Origin of the sequence: Micromonospora humidisoli, from assembly GCF_016900955.1 — a bacterium.
GTDB lineage: Bacteria > Actinomycetota > Actinomycetes > Mycobacteriales > Micromonosporaceae > Micromonospora > Micromonospora wenchangensis.
The window spans coordinates 447,933-463,936 of the sequence record NZ_JAFEUO010000005.1 but is presented as its reverse complement, the minus strand read 5'-3'; the positions used below and the strand labels follow the sequence as shown (position 1 = coordinate 463,936).

At 71.9% G+C, this 16,004-nt stretch carries 18 protein-coding genes; 10 read left to right on the top strand and 8 right to left on the bottom strand.

Annotated features, from left to right (window positions below):
• Positions 1–11 precede the first annotated feature (11 nt).
• The 5 genes from dop to prcA all read left to right on the top strand — a co-directional run bounded on the left by dop (position 12) and on the right by prcA (position 4,213).
• Positions 12–1,529: a depupylase/deamidase Dop gene (dop, locus tag JQN84_RS20715; RefSeq protein WP_372446003.1), complete on the top strand. Its 1,518-nt coding sequence runs from the start codon at positions 12–14 to the stop codon at positions 1,527–1,529.
• A 109-nt stretch (positions 1,530–1,638) separates the two neighbouring features.
• Complete coding sequence (locus tag JQN84_RS20710) at positions 1,639–1,851, top strand: ubiquitin-like protein Pup (protein ID WP_204960157.1); 213 nt, start codon at positions 1,639–1,641, stop codon at positions 1,849–1,851.
• Positions 1,852–1,873: 22 nt separating this feature from the next.
• The gene (locus tag JQN84_RS20705; protein WP_204960156.1) at positions 1,874–2,560 is read left to right on the top strand and encodes an endonuclease VII domain-containing protein; all 687 of its coding nucleotides are present in this window, start codon (positions 1,874–1,876) and stop codon (positions 2,558–2,560) included.
• Positions 2,479–3,318, top strand: coding sequence for a proteasome subunit beta (prcB, locus tag JQN84_RS20700; protein WP_204960155.1), 840 nt, complete (start codon positions 2,479–2,481; stop codon positions 3,316–3,318). Before JQN84_RS20705 ends, prcB begins: the two co-directional genes overlap by 82 nt.
• 61 nt (positions 3,319–3,379) lie before the next feature.
• Positions 3,380–4,213: a proteasome subunit alpha gene (gene prcA, locus JQN84_RS20695; protein WP_204960154.1), complete on the top strand. Its 834-nt coding sequence runs from the start codon at positions 3,380–3,382 to the stop codon at positions 4,211–4,213.
• A gap of 136 nt (positions 4,214–4,349) precedes the next feature.
• Here prcA and JQN84_RS20690 read toward each other — a convergent pair whose 3' ends face one another.
• The 6 genes from JQN84_RS20690 to rfbB are packed head-to-tail and all read right to left on the bottom strand — an operon-like array spanning position 4,350 to position 9,672.
• A complete protein-coding gene (locus JQN84_RS20690; protein ID WP_204960153.1) occupies positions 4,350–5,378 on the bottom strand; it encodes a glycosyltransferase family 2 protein in 1,029 nt (342 codons plus the stop codon).
• Complete coding sequence (locus JQN84_RS20685) at positions 5,379–6,689, bottom strand: polysaccharide biosynthesis protein (protein WP_239485767.1); 1,311 nt, start codon at positions 6,687–6,689, stop codon at positions 5,379–5,381.
• Positions 6,689–7,390, bottom strand: a complete 702-nt coding sequence (locus tag JQN84_RS20680) for a glycosyltransferase family 2 protein (protein ID WP_204960151.1) — start codon at positions 7,388–7,390, stop codon at positions 6,689–6,691. The genes JQN84_RS20685 and JQN84_RS20680 overlap by 1 nt, the downstream gene beginning before the upstream one ends.
• A complete protein-coding gene (locus tag JQN84_RS20675; protein WP_239485766.1) occupies positions 7,383–7,790 on the bottom strand; it encodes a DUF2304 domain-containing protein in 408 nt (135 codons plus the stop codon). The genes JQN84_RS20680 and JQN84_RS20675 overlap by 8 nt, the downstream gene beginning before the upstream one ends.
• Complete coding sequence (rfbD, locus tag JQN84_RS20670) at positions 7,787–8,674, bottom strand: dTDP-4-dehydrorhamnose reductase (protein WP_204960150.1); 888 nt, start codon at positions 8,672–8,674, stop codon at positions 7,787–7,789. Before rfbD ends, JQN84_RS20675 begins: the two co-directional genes overlap by 4 nt.
• On the bottom strand, positions 8,671–9,672 hold the full coding sequence (rfbB, locus tag JQN84_RS20665) for a dTDP-glucose 4,6-dehydratase (RefSeq protein WP_204960149.1): 1,002 nt from the start codon (positions 9,670–9,672) through the stop codon (positions 8,671–8,673). The genes rfbD and rfbB overlap by 4 nt, the downstream gene beginning before the upstream one ends.
• Before the next feature lie 88 nt (positions 9,673–9,760).
• On the opposite strand from rfbB, the gene rfbA reads away from it, so the two are divergent.
• The 5 genes from rfbA to JQN84_RS20640 all read left to right on the top strand — a co-directional run bounded on the left by rfbA (position 9,761) and on the right by JQN84_RS20640 (position 13,670).
• Positions 9,761–10,678 carry a glucose-1-phosphate thymidylyltransferase RfbA gene (gene rfbA / locus JQN84_RS20660; RefSeq protein WP_204960148.1) on the top strand — a complete coding sequence of 306 codons (918 nt, stop codon included), beginning with the start codon at positions 9,761–9,763 and terminating at the stop codon, positions 10,676–10,678.
• Positions 10,675–11,298 (top strand): dTDP-4-dehydrorhamnose 3,5-epimerase, encoded by a 624-nt coding sequence (gene rfbC, locus JQN84_RS20655; protein WP_204960147.1) that lies wholly within the window; start codon positions 10,675–10,677, stop codon positions 11,296–11,298. Before rfbA ends, rfbC begins: the two co-directional genes overlap by 4 nt.
• A gap of 68 nt (positions 11,299–11,366) precedes the next feature.
• Positions 11,367–12,725 carry a Pup--protein ligase gene (gene pafA / locus JQN84_RS20650; protein ID WP_088646860.1) on the top strand — a complete coding sequence of 453 codons (1,359 nt, stop codon included), beginning with the start codon at positions 11,367–11,369 and terminating at the stop codon, positions 12,723–12,725.
• Between the two features lie 55 nt (positions 12,726–12,780).
• Positions 12,781–12,978, top strand: coding sequence for a hypothetical protein (locus JQN84_RS20645; protein ID WP_088646859.1), 198 nt, complete (start codon positions 12,781–12,783; stop codon positions 12,976–12,978).
• 149 nt (positions 12,979–13,127) lie between these two features.
• Complete coding sequence (locus JQN84_RS20640; protein ID WP_204960146.1) at positions 13,128–13,670, top strand: carboxymuconolactone decarboxylase family protein; 543 nt, start codon at positions 13,128–13,130, stop codon at positions 13,668–13,670.
• Positions 13,671–13,710: 40 nt separating this feature from the next.
• Here JQN84_RS20640 and JQN84_RS20635 read toward each other — a convergent pair whose 3' ends face one another.
• Entirely contained in the window at positions 13,711–14,796 is a 1,086-nt protein-coding gene (locus tag JQN84_RS20635) for a DUF3866 family protein (protein WP_204960145.1), read from the bottom strand.
• A gap of 54 nt (positions 14,797–14,850) precedes the next feature.
• Complete coding sequence (locus JQN84_RS20630) at positions 14,851–15,924, bottom strand: cation diffusion facilitator family transporter (protein WP_204960144.1); 1,074 nt, start codon at positions 15,922–15,924, stop codon at positions 14,851–14,853.
• Between the last annotated feature and the right edge of the window lie 80 nt (positions 15,925–16,004).

Sequence of the window (16,004 nt, the reverse complement as noted above, 5' to 3'; positions counted from 1 at the left end):
CAGGTAGGTCGATGAGCGTCAGAAGGATCATGGGCACCGAGGTCGAGTACGGGATCTCCGTGCCCGGTCAGGCCGGAGCCAACCCGATGGTCACCTCGTCGCAGGTGGTCAATGCGTACGGTGCGCGCCCGGAACTCAACCGGGGCGGCCGGGCCCGGTGGGACTACGAGGAGGAGTCGCCGCTGCGCGACGCCCGGGGGTTCACCTACTCCGGGGCCGCCTACGACCCGGCGGAGGCGCTCGCCGACGAGGATCTGGGCCTGGCCAACGTGATACTCACCAACGGTGCCCGGCTCTACGTCGACCATGCCCATCCGGAATACTCCACCCCCGAGGTGACCACCCCCCTCGACGTGGTCCGGTGGGACAAGGCGGGGGAGCGGGTGATGGCCGAGGCGGCCCGGCGGGCGGCCACCATCCCCGGCACCCAGCCGATCCACCTCTACAAGAACAACACCGACAACAAGGGTGCCAGCTACGGCGCCCACGAGAACTACCTGATGCGGCGGCAGACCCCGTTCGCCGACATCGTGGCGTACCTGACGCCGTTCTTCGTGACCCGGCAGATCGTCTGCGGCGCCGGTCGGGTCGGCATCGGGCAGGACGGCGGCCAGAGCGGCTTCCAGATCTCCCAGCGGGCGGACTTCTTCGAGGTCGAGGTGGGGCTGGAGACCACCCTCAAGCGACCGATCATCAACACCCGCGACGAGCCGCACGCCGACGCCGACAAGTACCGCCGGCTGCACGTCATCATCGGCGACGCCAACCTGTCGGAGATCTCCACCTATCTCAAGGTGGGCACCACCGCGCTGATTCTCACCATGATCGAGGAGAAGGCGCTCGGTGCCGACCTGGGCATCGCCGATCCGGTCGCCGAGCTGCGCGCGGTCAGCCACGACCCGTCCCTGACCCACCGGATGCGGCTGCGCGACGGGCGTCGACTGACCGCCCTGGACCTCCAGTGGGCCTACTACGAGCGGGCCCGCTCCTTCGTGGAGGAGCGGTACGGCGCGGACGCCGACGCGCAGACCCTGGACGTGCTGGAGCGTTGGGAGCGGGTGCTGGACCGGTTGGGCCGCGACGTGTTCCTCTGCGCCGACGAGTTGGACTGGGTGGCCAAGCTGCGGCTGCTGGAGGGTTACCGGGAGCGGGAGAAGCTGGGCTGGGGTTCGCACAAGCTCCAACTGGTCGACCTCCAGTACTCCGACGTCCGGCCGGAGAAGGGCCTCTACCACCGGCTGGTGACCCGGGGCTCGATGAAGACCATGCTGGACGACGAGCAGACCCGCCGGGCGATGACCGAGCCGCCGGAGGACACCAGGGCCTACTTCCGGGGCCGTTGCCTGGCCCAGTACGCCTCCGAGGTGGTCGCGGCGAGCTGGGATTCGGTGATCTTCGATGTGGGCCGGGAGTCGCTGGTCCGGGTGCCGATGATGGAGCCGGAGCGGGGCACCCGCAAACACGTGGGCGCGTTGTTCGACAGGTGCGACACCGCCAAGGACCTGCTGGAGACGTTGACCGGCGGCTGATCCGACAGGTGCCGGTGGCCCGTCGTGCGTCGGATGCCGGCGCGCGGCGGGCTTTTCGTCGCCTCCGCGAGGTAAGTTCATCGCAGGCGATCGTGGAGGAGGCACCGAGATGGCTTCACAAGAGGGCGGCCAGTCGCAGGCGGGCAAGTCGCACCAGGCCGAGGAGATCGAGGACGTCACCACCGAGGCCAACCCCGAGGTGGCGGAACGGCACGCGGAGATCACCGAGGACGTCGACGACCTGCTCGACGAGATCGACTCGGTCCTGGAGGAGAACGCCGAAGAATTTGTGCGCGGCTACGTACAGAAAGGGGGTGAATAGGGCATAACGGGTTAAATCGGACATGCCCTATCCGCTCGACGATCGAGACGGACACCGTCGTTGCCGAGACTGCGGCGAGTGGAAGTTGCTCGATGAGTTCTGCGTGAACAGCCGTCGGCCCGATGGCCGGGGCAGCTATTGCAAGCCTTGCTTCAACCTGCGTTCCAAGGTGAGCTATGCCAAGCGGACGAGGGAGAAGCACGGCCGGGAGGTTCGCCAACCACCTGTGGTTCCGGATGGCCACCGTCGCTGCCCGACGTGTGGTGAGACGAAAGCGCTCGACGACTTTCCCCGTAACCGGTCGGGGCGCGGCGGCTACGGCCGATACTGCAAGCCCTGCCACAACGAGAAGGGTAGGGAGAGCAAGCTCCGGCTCTACGGCGGCAGTCGCGAGTACCACCTGCGCCGCCGCTACGGGATCGGCGAGCAGGAGTTCCGGGAGCTTCTCGCCGAGCAGGGCGGCGTCTGCGCCGTTTGCGGCGCGGAAGATCCTCAACATGTGGACCACGATCACCGCACCGGATGGGTGCGCGGGATACTCTGCTTCAACTGCAACGGTGGTCTTGGCCAGTTCCGTGACAGTCCCACGAGGCTGGCCAGGGCGATCACGTACCTGAGAGGAACCACGTGGCAGCGGGCTTTGATCCATCCGGGCGTCTACCAGATGTGTTCACCAACGCGGGGACGTCCTCCTTCACCTCGTTCCTGAGCAGGGTGGCCCCCGAGATGCTGCCCGGCCGACGGCCGCTGCCGCCGGGCATGGCCGCCGACCTGGCACCCCACGCCACCACCATCGTGGCCATCTCGGCCACCGGGGGTGTGGTGCTGGCCGGCGACCGCCGGGCCACCATGGGCAACCTGATCGCGCAGCGCGACATCGAGAAGGTGCACCCCGCCGACGCGTACTCGCTGGTCGGCATCGCCGGCACGGCGGGCATCGGCATCGAGTTGATGCGCCTGTTCCAGGTCGAGCTGGAGCACTACGAGAAGATCGAGGGCGCGATGCTCTCCCTCGACGGCAAGGCCAACCGGCTCGCCGCGATGATCCGGGGCAACCTCGGTGCCGCCATGCAGGGGCTCGCGGTCGTCCCGCTGTTCGCCGGCTTCGACCTGGCCGCCCGGGACCCCGCCCGGGCCGGGCGGATCTTCAGCTTCGACGTCACCGGCGGCCCCTACGAGGAGACCGGCTACGACGCGATCGGCTCCGGTTCGCTGTTCGCCAAGTCGGCGCTGAAGAAGCGCTACCGGGCCGGCCTGTCCATCGACGACGCGACCCGGCTCGCCGTCGAGGCGCTCTACGACGCCGCCGACGACGACACGGCCACCGGTGGGCCGGACCTGACCCGGCGGATCTACCCGGTGGTGATGACGGCGACCGCCGAGGGCACCCACCGGCTCACCGAGGCCGAGACGGCCACCATCGCCGAGGCCGTCGTCGCCGGGCGGATGGAGAACCCGGGCGGCTGACGCCGTCCCCACCCCCACCAGCCCCAGTCGTCAGCACAGCGCCAGAAGGAGAACCGCCGCCGTGGCCATGCAGTTCTACGCCTCGCCCGAGCAGATCATGCGCGACCGCTCCGAGCTGGCCCGCAAGGGCATCGCCCGGGGGCGCAGCGCGGTGGTCCTGAGTTACACAGGCGGGGTGCTCTTCGTCGCGGAGAACCTCTCCAGCGCCCTGCACAAGGTCAGTGAGATCTACGACCGGATCGGCTTCGCCGCCGTCGGCCGGTACAACGAGTTCGAGAACCTGCGCCGCGCCGGGGTGCGGATGGCCGACCTCAACGGCCTGAGCTACGACCGGCGGGACGTGACCGGCCGGGCGTTGGCCAACGCGTTCGCGCAGACCCTCGGCGCGATCTTCACCGAGCAGTCCAAGCCGTTCGAGGTGGAGATCTGCGTGGCGCAGGTCGGTGCCACGGTCGAGGAAGACGAGCTGTACCGGCTCACCTACGACGGCTCGGTCAACGACGAGCCGGGCCGGATGGCGATGGGCGGTCAGGCCGAGGCGATCACCGGCGTGCTCAAGTCCGAGCACCGCCCCGACCTGTCGCTCAGCGAGGCGGTCAGGGTGGCTATGAAGGCGCTGAGCAGCGTCGGAGGCGAGGGTGGTGCGGCCCGGACGATCGCCCCCAACCAGTTGGAGGTGGCGGTCCTGGACCGCGGCCGGGTGGGGCGTACCTTCCGACGGATCACCGGCGCGGCGCTGACCGCGCTGCTGGAGGGCGACTCGGCAGGTGACGCCGCGCCGGCCGACGGCCGGGCCGCCACCCCGACGGTGCCGACCGAGGAGGCGCACAAGCCCACCACCTCGGCCGGCTCGGCCGACCTGGAGGGTCAGCCCCAGGAGAAGCCGGAAGCGTGACGGTGAGACGGGTCGGGGCCGGGGTGACGAGAACCCCGGCCCCGACCCGTGGATGCCATCCGCCATCCGCGCCGACGCACCGCCGCCCGCCCACCGGGGCCGGCACCGGCACGCACCGGTGGCGGCGGGTCGACGGTCAGGCCCTGCGCAGCAGCGGCTTCGCCAGCGCCCAGTAGCCGGCGGCGATGACGTTGAAGATGCCCATGCCGGGCGGCGACTCGACGTTCGACGGGTCGACCGTGGCGGTCATCAGCTCGGCGATGATGCCGTCGGGGACGATCCGCTCCTGCTGGAGGCGGCGACGCCGGGCCCGCACCCAGGCCCGGTTGGTCCACAGCCACCCCCAGCCGCGCGTCTTCTCCCGGCTCCAGCCGCCGAGCAGCGCCGCCACCAGCATCGCCGCCTCGGTGAGCAGCAGTATCGGGGCCAGCACCACGAGCGTCCGCGTCTCGTACGCGGTGAGCAGCGAGATCAGCCGGTTGCGTTCCAGCAGGTAGTGCTTGAGCTTGTTACGGGAGAACTCGTAGTGGTGCACCACCACGGCGTCCGGGACGTACTCCTGGCGCAGTCCGCGCTGCCACAGCCGCAGGCTGATCTCGGTGTCCTCGTGGTAGGCGAAGTACTCGGCGGCGAAGCCGTCCAGCTCCCGCCAGAGCGCCCGGTTGATCACGAAGCAGCAGCCGCTGATCGACGGCACAGTGGTGCGCCGGGCGTGCGCGCTGGCCGGTTGGCCGTTGCCGCCGGCCCAGGACAGCCCGATGTAGTGCAGCGGGTTGCCTGACGTGTTGATCAGGTCGGGGTTCTCGGCGAGCCGGATCGAGGCCATCACCGCGCCCACACCCGGCTCACCGGCCACCGCCACCGTACGGGCCAACGCGTCGGGGGCGACGACGGCGTCGGAGTTGACGAAGGCCAGCCACTCGCCGGTGGCCTCGGCGGCACCGACCCGGCAGCCGCCGGAGTAGCCGGTGTTCTCCTCCGGCCGGACCACCCGCACCCCGGCGAGGCCCTTGACCACGTCGATGCCGTCACCGGTGCAGCCGTTGTCGACCACGATCAGCTCGATCTCGACGTCGACGCTGGCCAGCACGGCGCGGGCGGCGTCGACCAGGTAGGGCTCGGCGCCGTAGGCGAGCATCACCGCGGACACCTGGGGGCGGGACATCTACAGACCTCCGGAGACGCCGGCGGCCACCACGTCGTCGAGCGGCCGGCCGGGGGTGGGGGTGGCCGGGCGGGCGCCCCGGCGCAGCAGCAGGACGGCCATGGTGGCGGCCACCACGACGGAACCGACGGCGTAGGCCAGCTCGACGCGGAGCGCGACCGGGGCCGGGACGGCCGTGACGGCGAGCAGGGCGGCCACCCCGATCGTCCACGACACCGCCTGGGCGCGGTGCCGGTCGAGGGCGAGCAGCGCCTGCCCGAGCACCATCGCCCACAGGTAGGCGAGGGTGCCGACGGCCAGCCAGGCGAAGTCGCCGTGGCCGAGCACGCCGGGGGCGTCGAAGAGCCGGTGCACCAGCCACGGGCCGAGCGCCACCGCGCCGACCGCCCCGGCGACGCCGAGGGCGGTGACCACGCCGAGCGCCCGGCGCAGCAGGCGGCGGAAACCGGTCACGTCGCCGGTGGTGGCGGTGGTGGCCAGGCCGGGCAGCAGCGACGCCTGCATGGAGCCGAAGACGAACAGCGGGATCCGGACCAGCACCAGGGCGGAGAGCAGCGCACCGGCGGTCGCCACGTCGGCCGGGTCGAGCAGCCGGGCGTTGATCACGCCGACGTTGACCACGACCTGGGAGAGCAGGCTGGAGACGGTGAGCAGGCCGAGGCCGCGCAGCAGGGTGCCCCAGGCCACCGGGACGCCGCCGCCGACGGCCCGCAGCACCGGCGGCAGGGTCACCAGCACCGACAGCAGCGGGGCGACGACCAGCACCGCGCCGTACCAGACCGGGTCGGTGACGCCGCTGACGCCGAGGCCGGCGACCAGCGCGATGCGTACCCCGCCGTCGACCCCGAGCTGGGTGCCGTACCAGGGGAAGAGTTGCAGGCCGGACAGCACGCCCCGGGTGGTGTACGCCACGGCCATCGCGACCAGCGCGCCGATCAGCACGGCGACCATCGTGGCGTCACCGGCGAAGAGCCGGTCGGTGAGCGCCCGGTAGCCGGCCAGGATGGCCACGACCAGCAGCGCCAGCACGACGGCGGCGACGGTGGCTCCCCGGGCCAGCACCGGGCCGGGGGGCAACCCCTGGCTGCGGCGGGCGGCGACGACCCGGGCGACCTCCTGCTCGACGGGGATGAACACGCCGATGCCGAGGGTGAACACGATCGACCAGAGCACCGACAGCGAGGAGTAGTCGGCGCGGTCGAGGGCGTGTCCGGCGACCGCGAGGTGCACGTAGGAGGCGAGCCCGAGCAGGGCGAGCCCGCCTCCGACGGCGAGGGTGCCGGGCGGGACGAGGTGGAGCAGCCGCCGCATCACCGGCGGATGAGCGCCAGCGTGAGTACCGCGAAGGCCCGGCCCAGGTAGATCATCGCCTTGGCGGGGGAGTGGCTGGGGGTGCCGGCCATCCGTTTGCGCATCGCCACCGGCACCTGACGGATGCGGTAGCCGCGCCGGGCGGTGTGCACCAGGGTCTCCACCGTGTCGCCGAGGTACTCGGCCGGGTACCAGCCGGCGAACATCTCGATGACCCGCCGGTTGGCGGCCCGGAAACCGGACGTGGTGTCGGTGAGGCGGGTCCTGGCCACCCGGGAGAGCACCCCGGACAGCATGACCATCGCCCAGCGGCGGGGCCCGCGCACGGAGTAGTCGCCCTCACCGGCGAACCGGGCACCGATGACCAGGTCGTTGTCGTCGAGCAGGTCGACCAGTTTGGGCACGTACCGGGGGTCGTGCTGGCCGTCGGCGTCGATCTGGATGGCCACGTCGTAGTCGTTGTCGCGGGCGTAGCGGTAGCCGAGCCGCATCGCGCCGCCCACTCCGAGGTTGTAGGGCAGCTTCGCCACCCGGGCTCCGGCGGCGGCGGCCACGGCGGCGGTGCGGTCGGTGGAGCCGTCGTCGACCACCAGCACGTCGACGCCGGGCAGTTCGCCCCGGACCTCGCCGACGACGTCGGCGATCGACCCGGACTCGTTGAGCGCCGGGATGATGATCAGGACGCGCTTGCCGTTAACCATCGTGGGACACCAGTTCGTCTCGGGTGGCTGCGGTGAGCTGGGCGCCGTCGGCGAGCCGGGCGGCGCGCTCCGCGTCGATCTGCGCGCGGAGCAGGGCGAAGTCCTCGGCCAGGGTCCGGGTCTCCTCCTCCAGCGCGCTGACCTCCCAGCTCAGGTGCACGCAGACCAGCAGCAGGAAGACGATGCCGAGGAAGAGCACCAGGCTGACGCCGGAGACCACGCCGAAGAAGCCGGCCACGTTGTCCAGCAGGCGGGGGAACAGCGACAACGGGATGACGATGACCAGCACGCCGAGCCAGAGCATGCCGTACTTCTCGCGGAGCTGCCGGCGGCGCAGCAGCTCGACGATGGTGGCGAGCAGGATCAGGCCGGTCAGACCGGTGACGAGGGTGAGCTTCATGCGACCTTCCACGGGGCGGGTGCAGTCGGGGAGGCGAAGGCGTCGGACAGCGCGTCGTGCCAGTCCGGCGGCGGGGGCAGGCCGGCCTCGGCCCACCGGTCGTGCCCTAGCACACTGTACGCGGGTCGCGCGGCGGGACGGGGAAACCGGTCGCTGGTGGTGGGTCGGACCCGGTCCGGGTCGAGCCCGGCCAGCGTGAAGGCGGCGCGGGCCAGCCCGTACCAGGTGGTCTGGCCGGTGCAGGTGCCGTGGTAGATCCCGGCGGGTGCCCGGTCGGCCAGGGCCGCATCGGCGAGCGCCACCAGCCGGGTGGCCAACGCGTACGACCAGGTGGGCTGGCCGTGCTGGTCGTCGACCACGTCGAGGTGCTGCCGGGTGGCGGCCAGGTCGAGCATGGTGGTGACGAAGTTGCGTCCGTGTGCGCCGTAGAGCCAGGCGGTCCGCACCAGGTAGCCGGTTTCGGGGAGAAATCGGACCACGGCCCGCTCCCCGGCGAGCTTGCTGCGGCCGTAGGCGTTGACCGGGTCGGTGGGGGCGTCCTCGGCGTACGGGGTGTCGGCGTCACCGGCGAAGACGTAGTCGGTGGAGACGTGCAGCAGCCGTGCACCGTGCCCGGCGCAGGCGCGGGCCAGGTGGGCCACGCCGTCGCCGTTGATCGCGGTCGCCGCCGCCTCGTCGCGTTCCGCGCCGTCGACGTCGGTCCACGCCGCGGCGTTGAACACCACGTCGTGCCCGGCGACCGCGGTGTGCACCGCCCCGGCGTCGGTGACGTCGAGGTCGGCGCGGGTGGCGGCGGTCACCTTGAGGTCGCCCCGGGTGGCCAGCACGGCGAGCAGGTCCCGGCCGAGCATGCCACCCGCGCCGGTGACGAGGACCCGGGTCATGCGGCCGGTGCCGTCTTCAGCGGCTCCCACCAGGCCCGGTTGTCCCGGTACCAGGCGACGGTCCGGGTCAGGCCCTCGTCGAGGCCGATGCTCGGGGCGTACCCCAGCTCGGTGTTGATCTTGCTGATGTCCAGCGAGTAGCGGCGGTCGTGGCCCTTGCGGTCGGTCACCGGGACGACCCGGTCCCAGCCGGCGTCGCACGCCTCCAGCAGCCGTCCGGTCAGCTCCTTGTTGCTCAGCTCGGTGCCGCCGCCGATGTGGTAGACCTCGCCGGAGCGGCCGGCGTGCGCCACCATCGCGATGCCCCGGCAGTGGTCGTGCACGTGCAGCCAGTCCCGCACGTTGCCGCCGTCGCCGTAGAGCGGCACCGTCCCGCCGTCGAGCAGGTTGGTCACGAACAGCGGAACGACCTTCTCCGGGAACTGGTAGGGCCCGTAGTTGTTGGAGCAGCGGGTGACCACCACGTCCATCCCGTGGGTCCGGTGGTAGGCCAGCGCCAGCAGGTCGGACCCGGCCTTCGAGGCCGAGTACGGCGAGTTCGGGGCCAGCGGCCAGGTCTCCGTCCAGGACCCGGAGTCGATGGAGCCGTACACCTCGTCGGTGGAGACGTGCACGAACCGGCCGGTGCCGTGCCGCAGCGCCGCGTCCAGCAGGGTCTGGGTGCCGAGCACGTTGGTGGTGACGAACGGCGCGGCGCCGGCGATCGACCGGTCGACGTGCGACTCGGCGGCGAAGTGCACGACCACGTCCTGGCCGGCGACGACCTCGTCGACCGTCGCCGGGTCGCAGATGTCGCCCCGGACGAACCGCAGCCGGGGGTCGTCGCGCACCGGGGCGAGGTTGTCCAGGTTGCCGGAGTAGGTCAACTTGTCCAGCACGGTCACCGTCGTGGGCTCGATCGCGGGCACGCCGGACGCGTCGCCGCCGGGCACGCCCAGCAGCATCCGTACGTACTCCGACCCGATGAATCCGGCTCCGCCGGTGACGAGAATCCTCACGGGGACGGAAGTGTACGCGCATCGGCCCGCAGCTCCGGGGACCGTGACCCCGGTGTCCGGTTCGCGCCGGTCCCGGTAGGCTCCCCCGGTGCGTGGAATCCTTCTCGCTGGTGGCACCGGGTCCCGGCTGTGGCCGATCACCCGGGCGGTGTCCAAGCAGCTGATGCCGATCTTCGACAAGCCGATGGTCTACTACCCGCTGTCGACGTTGGTGATGTCCGGGGTGCGGGAGATCCTGGTGATCACCACCCCGGAGGACCAGGAGCAGTTCCAGCGGCTGCTCGGCGACGGCAGCCAGTGGGGGCTGCGCCTGGAGTACGTCGCCCAGGCCCGCCCGGAGGGCATCGCGCAGGCGTTCGTGCTCGGCGCGGACTTCATCGGCGACGACTCGGTGGCGCTGGTGCTGGGCGACAACATCTTCCACGGCGTCGGCCTCGGCCGGCAGTTGGCCGACAACGGCGACCTGGTCGGCGGGCGGGTTTTCGCCTACCCGGTGGCCAACCCGCAGGCGTACGGCGTGGTCGACTTCGACGGCGACGGCCGGGTGCTGTCGATCGAGGAGAAGCCGGCCCGGCCGAAGTCCCGCTACGCCGTGCCCGGCCTGTACTTCTACGACAACCGGGTGGTCGAGATCGCCGGCAAGCTCACCCCCAGCGCCCGGGGCGAGCTGGAGATCACCGCGGTCAACGAGGCGTACCGGGAGGCCGGCGAGCTGTCGGTCACCGTGCTGGACCGGGGCACCGCCTGGCTGGACACCGGCACCTTCACCTCGATGATGCAGGCCGGCGAGTTCGTCCGGGTGATCGAGGAACGGCAGGGCATGAAGATCGGCTGCGTCGAGGAGGTCTGCTGGCGGGCCGGCCTGATCGACGACGGGCAGCTGCGCGCGCTGGCCGAGCCGCTGACCAAGAGCGGTTACGGTGACTACCTGCTGGGTCTGCTGGCCGACAAGCACGACGAGGCGGTGCTGCGCGCGGCACAGTCGGGAACGGAGGGGGCGCGGTGAAGATTCGTCCGCTGAGCATCGAGGGCGCCTGGGAGGTCACCCCGCAGCAGCACGGTGACCCACGCGGCCTGTTCATGGAGTGGTACCGGTTCGACCAGCTCGCCGAGGCGGTCGGCCATCCGCTGCGGCTGGCCCAGGCCAACCTGTCGATCTCCGGACGGGGTGTGGTGCGCGGCATCCATTTCGCCGACGTCCCGCCCGGGCAGGCCAAGTACGTCACCTGTGTGCGGGGCGCGGTGCTCGACGTGGTGGTGGATCTGCGGACCGGTTCGCCGACCTTCGGCCGTTGGGAGGGCGTCCGGCTGGACGACACCGACCGGCGGGCGGTCTACCTGGCCGAGGGGCTGGGGCACGGCTTCTGCGCGTTGACCGACGACGCGACCCTCAACTATCTCTGCTCGACCACCTACAACCCGACCGGGGAGCACGCGGTGCACCCGCTCGACCCGGAGCTGGGCATCGAGTGGCCCGCCGAGGTGCCGCAACTGTCCGCCCGCGACGCGGCGGCACCGACGTTCGCGCAGGTCAGGGCGGCAGGGACGCTGCCGGACTACGCCGCCTGCCGGGAGTTCGTGGCCGGGCTGGGGCCGGACGGAATGTCGTACTCGGACGGGATCTGAGCGACCGGAGCACACTACCTGTGCTGTGACAGTGACGAACCGGCCCTCCGGGCGGCTAGTGTCACATCATGGAGCGGCGAATCTTCGGCCTCGAGACCGAGTACGGCGTCACCTGCACCTATCGCGGGCAGCGGCGGCTGTCCCCAGACGAGGTCGCCCGGTACCTGTTCCGCCGGGTGGTGTCGTGGGGCCGGTCGAGCAACGTGTTCCTGCGCAACGGGGCCCGGCTCTACCTGGACGTCGGGTCGCACCCGGAGTACGCCACTCCGGAGTGCGACTCGGTCACCGACCTGGTCGCCCACGACCGGGCCGGTGAGCGCATCCTGGAGGGCCTGCTCGTCGATGCGGAGAAGCGGCTGCACGACGAGGGCATCGCGGGTGAGATCTACCTGTTCAAGAACAACACCGACTCGGCCGGCAACTCGTACGGCTGCCACGAGAACTACCTGGTCTCCCGGCACGGTGAGTTCGGTCGGCTGGCCGACGTGCTCATCCCGTTCCTGGTCACCAGGCAGCTGATCTGCGGGGCGGGCAAGGTGTTGCAGACCCCGCGCGGGGCGGTCTATTGCCTGTCCCAGCGGGCCGAGCACATCTGGGAGGGCGTCTCCTCGGCGACCACCCGCAGCCGGCCGATCATCAACACCCGCGACGAGCCGCACGCCGACGCCGAACGCTACCGCCGGCTGCACGTCATCGTCGGGGACTCCAACATGAACGAGGTCACCACGCTGCTCAAGGTCGGCTCGGCCGACATCGTGCTGCGGATGATCGAGGCGGGCGTGGTGATGCGCGACCTGTCGCTGGAGAACCCGATCCGGGCCATCCGGGAGGTGTCGCACGACATCACCGGCCGGCGTAAGGTGCGCCTCGCCTCCGGCAAGGAGGTCAGCGCGCTGGAGATCCAGCAGGAGTACCTGGCGCGGGCCACCGAGTTCGTGGAGCGTCGCGGCGGCGACCAGACCGCCAAGCGGGTGGTGGAGCTGTGGGGGCGGGTGCTGAACGCGGTGGAGAGCGGCAACCTGGACCCGGTGGCCCGGGAGATCGACTGGGTGAGCAAGCTCCGGCTGATCGAGCGCTACCAGCGCAAGCACGACCTGCCGCTGTCGCACCCCCGGGTGGCGCAGATGGACCTGGCCTACCACGACCTGCGTCGGGGCCGGGGCCTGTACGGGCTGCTGGAACGGCGTGGCCAGGTGGACCGGGTGGCCACCGATCCGGAGATCTTCGAGGCCAAGGAGACCCCGCCGCAGACCACCCGGGCCCGGCTGCGTGGCGAGTTCATCAGGCACGCCCAGGAGAAGCGGCGTGACTTCACCGTCGACTGGGTGCACCTGAAGCTCAACGACCAGGCGCAGCGCACCGTGCTCTGCAAGGACCCGTTCCGGGCGTACGACGAGCGGGTGGAGCGGTTGATCGCGAGCATGTGACCGGTGGGCCGGCGGTCGGTGACGGCCGCCGGCCCACCGGTACGCTGGCGGGGCGATGAACGATTCCGAATCCGCCGACCGCGAGCGCGGCGACACCCAGCGGCTCAACTGGATCGACCGCCGCCGGGCGAAGATCCGCGACGAGATCGCCCGCAACCGCCGGGGCGAGTACACCGTGCCGACCTGGGTGTTGACCGTGGCGCTGGTCGTCATCGTGGTCGGCTGGCTCGCGTTGATCTTCCTGGTCGGCTGACGCGGGGCGTCGCGGTCCCCCGCCGTGCACCGCCCGGTGGGGTCGCCGCCGACCGATCGAGCAATCTGGAAGATGAGCCGGCCGCCCGGTGCTGGCACCCTGGTGCGACGGCGGCCCGTCGGAGGCGGCCGACGAATCAGGGGGTGCCGGTGGCGCATATCGATCTTGGTCTCGACGAGAAGGCGTTCCCGGGGATCACCGGGCCGATGCGCTACCGGCCGGAGACCGCGAAACCGCTGAACGAGCTGGCCGAGGTGCTGTTGCGCGCCCCGCACCCGACGCTGACGCCGGGCGAGCGGGAACTGATCGCCGCCTACGTCTCCGGGCTCAACGAGTGCCGGTTCTGCTGCGCCTCCCACTCGGCGTTCGCCGCCGCCCAACTGCCCACCGGGATGACCCTGGTCGACCAGGTGCGGGCCGACCCGGACACCGCGCCGATCAGCGCGAAGCTGCGGGCCCTGCTCCGCATCGGCGCGGCGGTCCAGGCCGACGGGCGACAGGTCACCACCGAACTGGTCGAGGCGGCCCGCGCCGAGGGCGCCACCGACCTGGAGATCCACGACACGGTGCTGATCGCCGCCGCGTTCTGCATGTTCAACCGGTACGTCGACGGGCTGGGCACCTACGCCCCCGAGGGTGAGGGCTACGAGGCGACGGCCGCGCGGATCGTCGAGCACGGCTACACGGCCTGACCACGGGGTCGACCGCCCCGGCCGGCGGTGCCGGGACCGGTCAGCCGAGCAGCGCGGCGGCGTGCCGGCCGGCGGCGGCCGCCGCGAGGAAGTAGGCGTGGTCGGCGTCCAGACCCCGGCCCATCGTGGACAGTCGCACGGGCAGGGCGCGCAGCGCGGCGTCCAGGCCGGTGGTGCCGACCCGGACCAGGGTGTGCCGGTCGGCCAGCGGGGCCAGCGCGGTGTCCACCCGGGCCGCCAGCTCCGGCGGCAGGCCATCCGGCACCACCAGCTCCGCCGGGGCCAACGCCACCCGGCCGTACGCGGTGAGGCTGTGGTGCGACACCCCCTGGTGCCGGGGGCGGGCGTCGGCGTCGGAGATCCGCAGCGAACCGACCGGCCGGCCACCCAGCACCGCCACCGCGTTGACCGCCTCGCCGACGGCGACGCCGGAGAACCCCCACCGGGTGCCGGTGCCCAGGTTGCCCGGCCCCTGCGCGACGATCGCCACGTCGGCGCGGAGCACGTGCCGGGCGGCCAGCAGGCCGGTGTGCAGGGTGGCCGCCTCCAGATCCCCGCCGAACGCCTGCCCGACGCTGACCGTGCCGACCAGCGCGTCGCGTAGCCCGTCGAGGGTGCGGGAGAACCAGGCCGGCAGCGCGCCCCCGTCGGTGAGCAGGTAGGCCACCCGGGCCCGGGGGGCGTCGGCGTGGATGCCGGCGAGGATCGCCGGCAGGGCGGAGTGCAGGTCGGCGGTGACCACCGGCAACCCGTCCAGGTCGTCGACGGCGGCGAGCAGCGCGTGGTGCGGCGACGCCTCCTCGTCGACCCCCAGCATGATCGGCTGCAACGGGGTGTACCGGGCCTTGACCAGGTGACCGGCGTCGCGGGTGTCGCCGGCCTGCGGCGGATCGGCGGGCAGCCGGTCGGGCAGGGCGACCACCAGGGCGTACCCGCCGGTGCCCAGGCCCATCAGCAGCGCGCCGGCGTTGAGCAGCACCCGGTCGCCGGGGACGGGGTCGCCGACCAGCTCCGGGTAGGCCAGCGCGCGCATGCTGGCCCCGTCGGGCAGGGCGACGTCGAGTTCCACCGCGCCGGCCCACCGTCGCCGTACCGCCGTGACCGTCCCGGACCGCCATCGCACCATGCCCGGCACGCTATCGCCGACCATCCGGCCGACCGCGTCCGGGGCCGCGTCCGGTCAGCCCCGCCCGTCCGGCTCCTGATCGGACGGCCCGTCGGCCGGTCGCGTGCCGCCGGCCGGGCCGGGGTACGCCGTGCCCAGCGGGGCGTCGCCCACCGGGCCGGGTTCCTGCTGGGTACGCCGGGCGTGGCGGCCGGTGACGCCGGGCAGCGACGGGGTGGGATCGAGGAAGACGTACCCGATCTCCGGGTAGCGGTCGGTGAGCCGCCGTTCGGCCTCGTCGGCGGCGGCCTCGATGTCGGCCCCGGTCGCCTCGTCCCGGAAGTCGACCTTGGCGGCCACCAGGATGTCGTCCGGGCCGAGTTGCATGGTCAGCAGGGTGTCGACCCGGTCCACCGTCGGCAGGCCGGCCAGCTCGCGTTCGATCTCGCGGTGCAGTCGTTCGGGCACCGCCCGGCCGACCAGCAGCGAGATGTTGCTCCTGGCCAGGATGGCGGCGACCACGAGCAGCAGCAGGCCGATCAGGATCGAGGCGATGCCGTCGAACAGCTCGTCGCCGGTCCACTGCGACAGACCCAGCCCGACCCCGGCGATGAGCAGGCCGATCAGGGCGGCGCTGTCCTCCAGGAACACCGCCTTGACGGTGGTGTCGGCGGTCAGCCGCAGGAACCGGCGCGGGGTGGTCCCCCAGCGGCGGGACTCGCCGCGTACCTGGCGGACCGCGCGGGCCAGCGACACCGACTCGATGGCGAAGGAGACCGCCAGCACCACGTACGAGACCAGGTAGTCGCCGCTGTGTTCGTGGACCAGGATGGTGGTCACCCCGTGGGTGATGGCGAAGCCGGCACCGGCCACGAAGGTGAACAGCGCGGCCAGGAACGCCCAGACGTAGCTCTCCTTGCCGTACCCGAACGGGTGCCGGACGTCGGCGGGCCGGGCCCCCCGGCGCAGCGCCAGGTAGAGCAGCACCTCGGTGGTGGTGTCGGCGACCGAGTGGGCCGCCTCGGAGAGCATCGCCGCGGAGCCGGAGAGGATCCCGGCGACCAGTTTCGCCACCGCGATGGCGAGGTTCGCCGCCCCGGCCACCACCACCGTGCCGACGCTCTCGTTCTTGACTGCGGCTTCCGACATGCGGTCACCGTAGTTCCGTGAGCCCGCCTCCGCCCGCAGCGGCCGGCGGGTCGTGCCCCGGTGATCAAGAGCTTTACGTC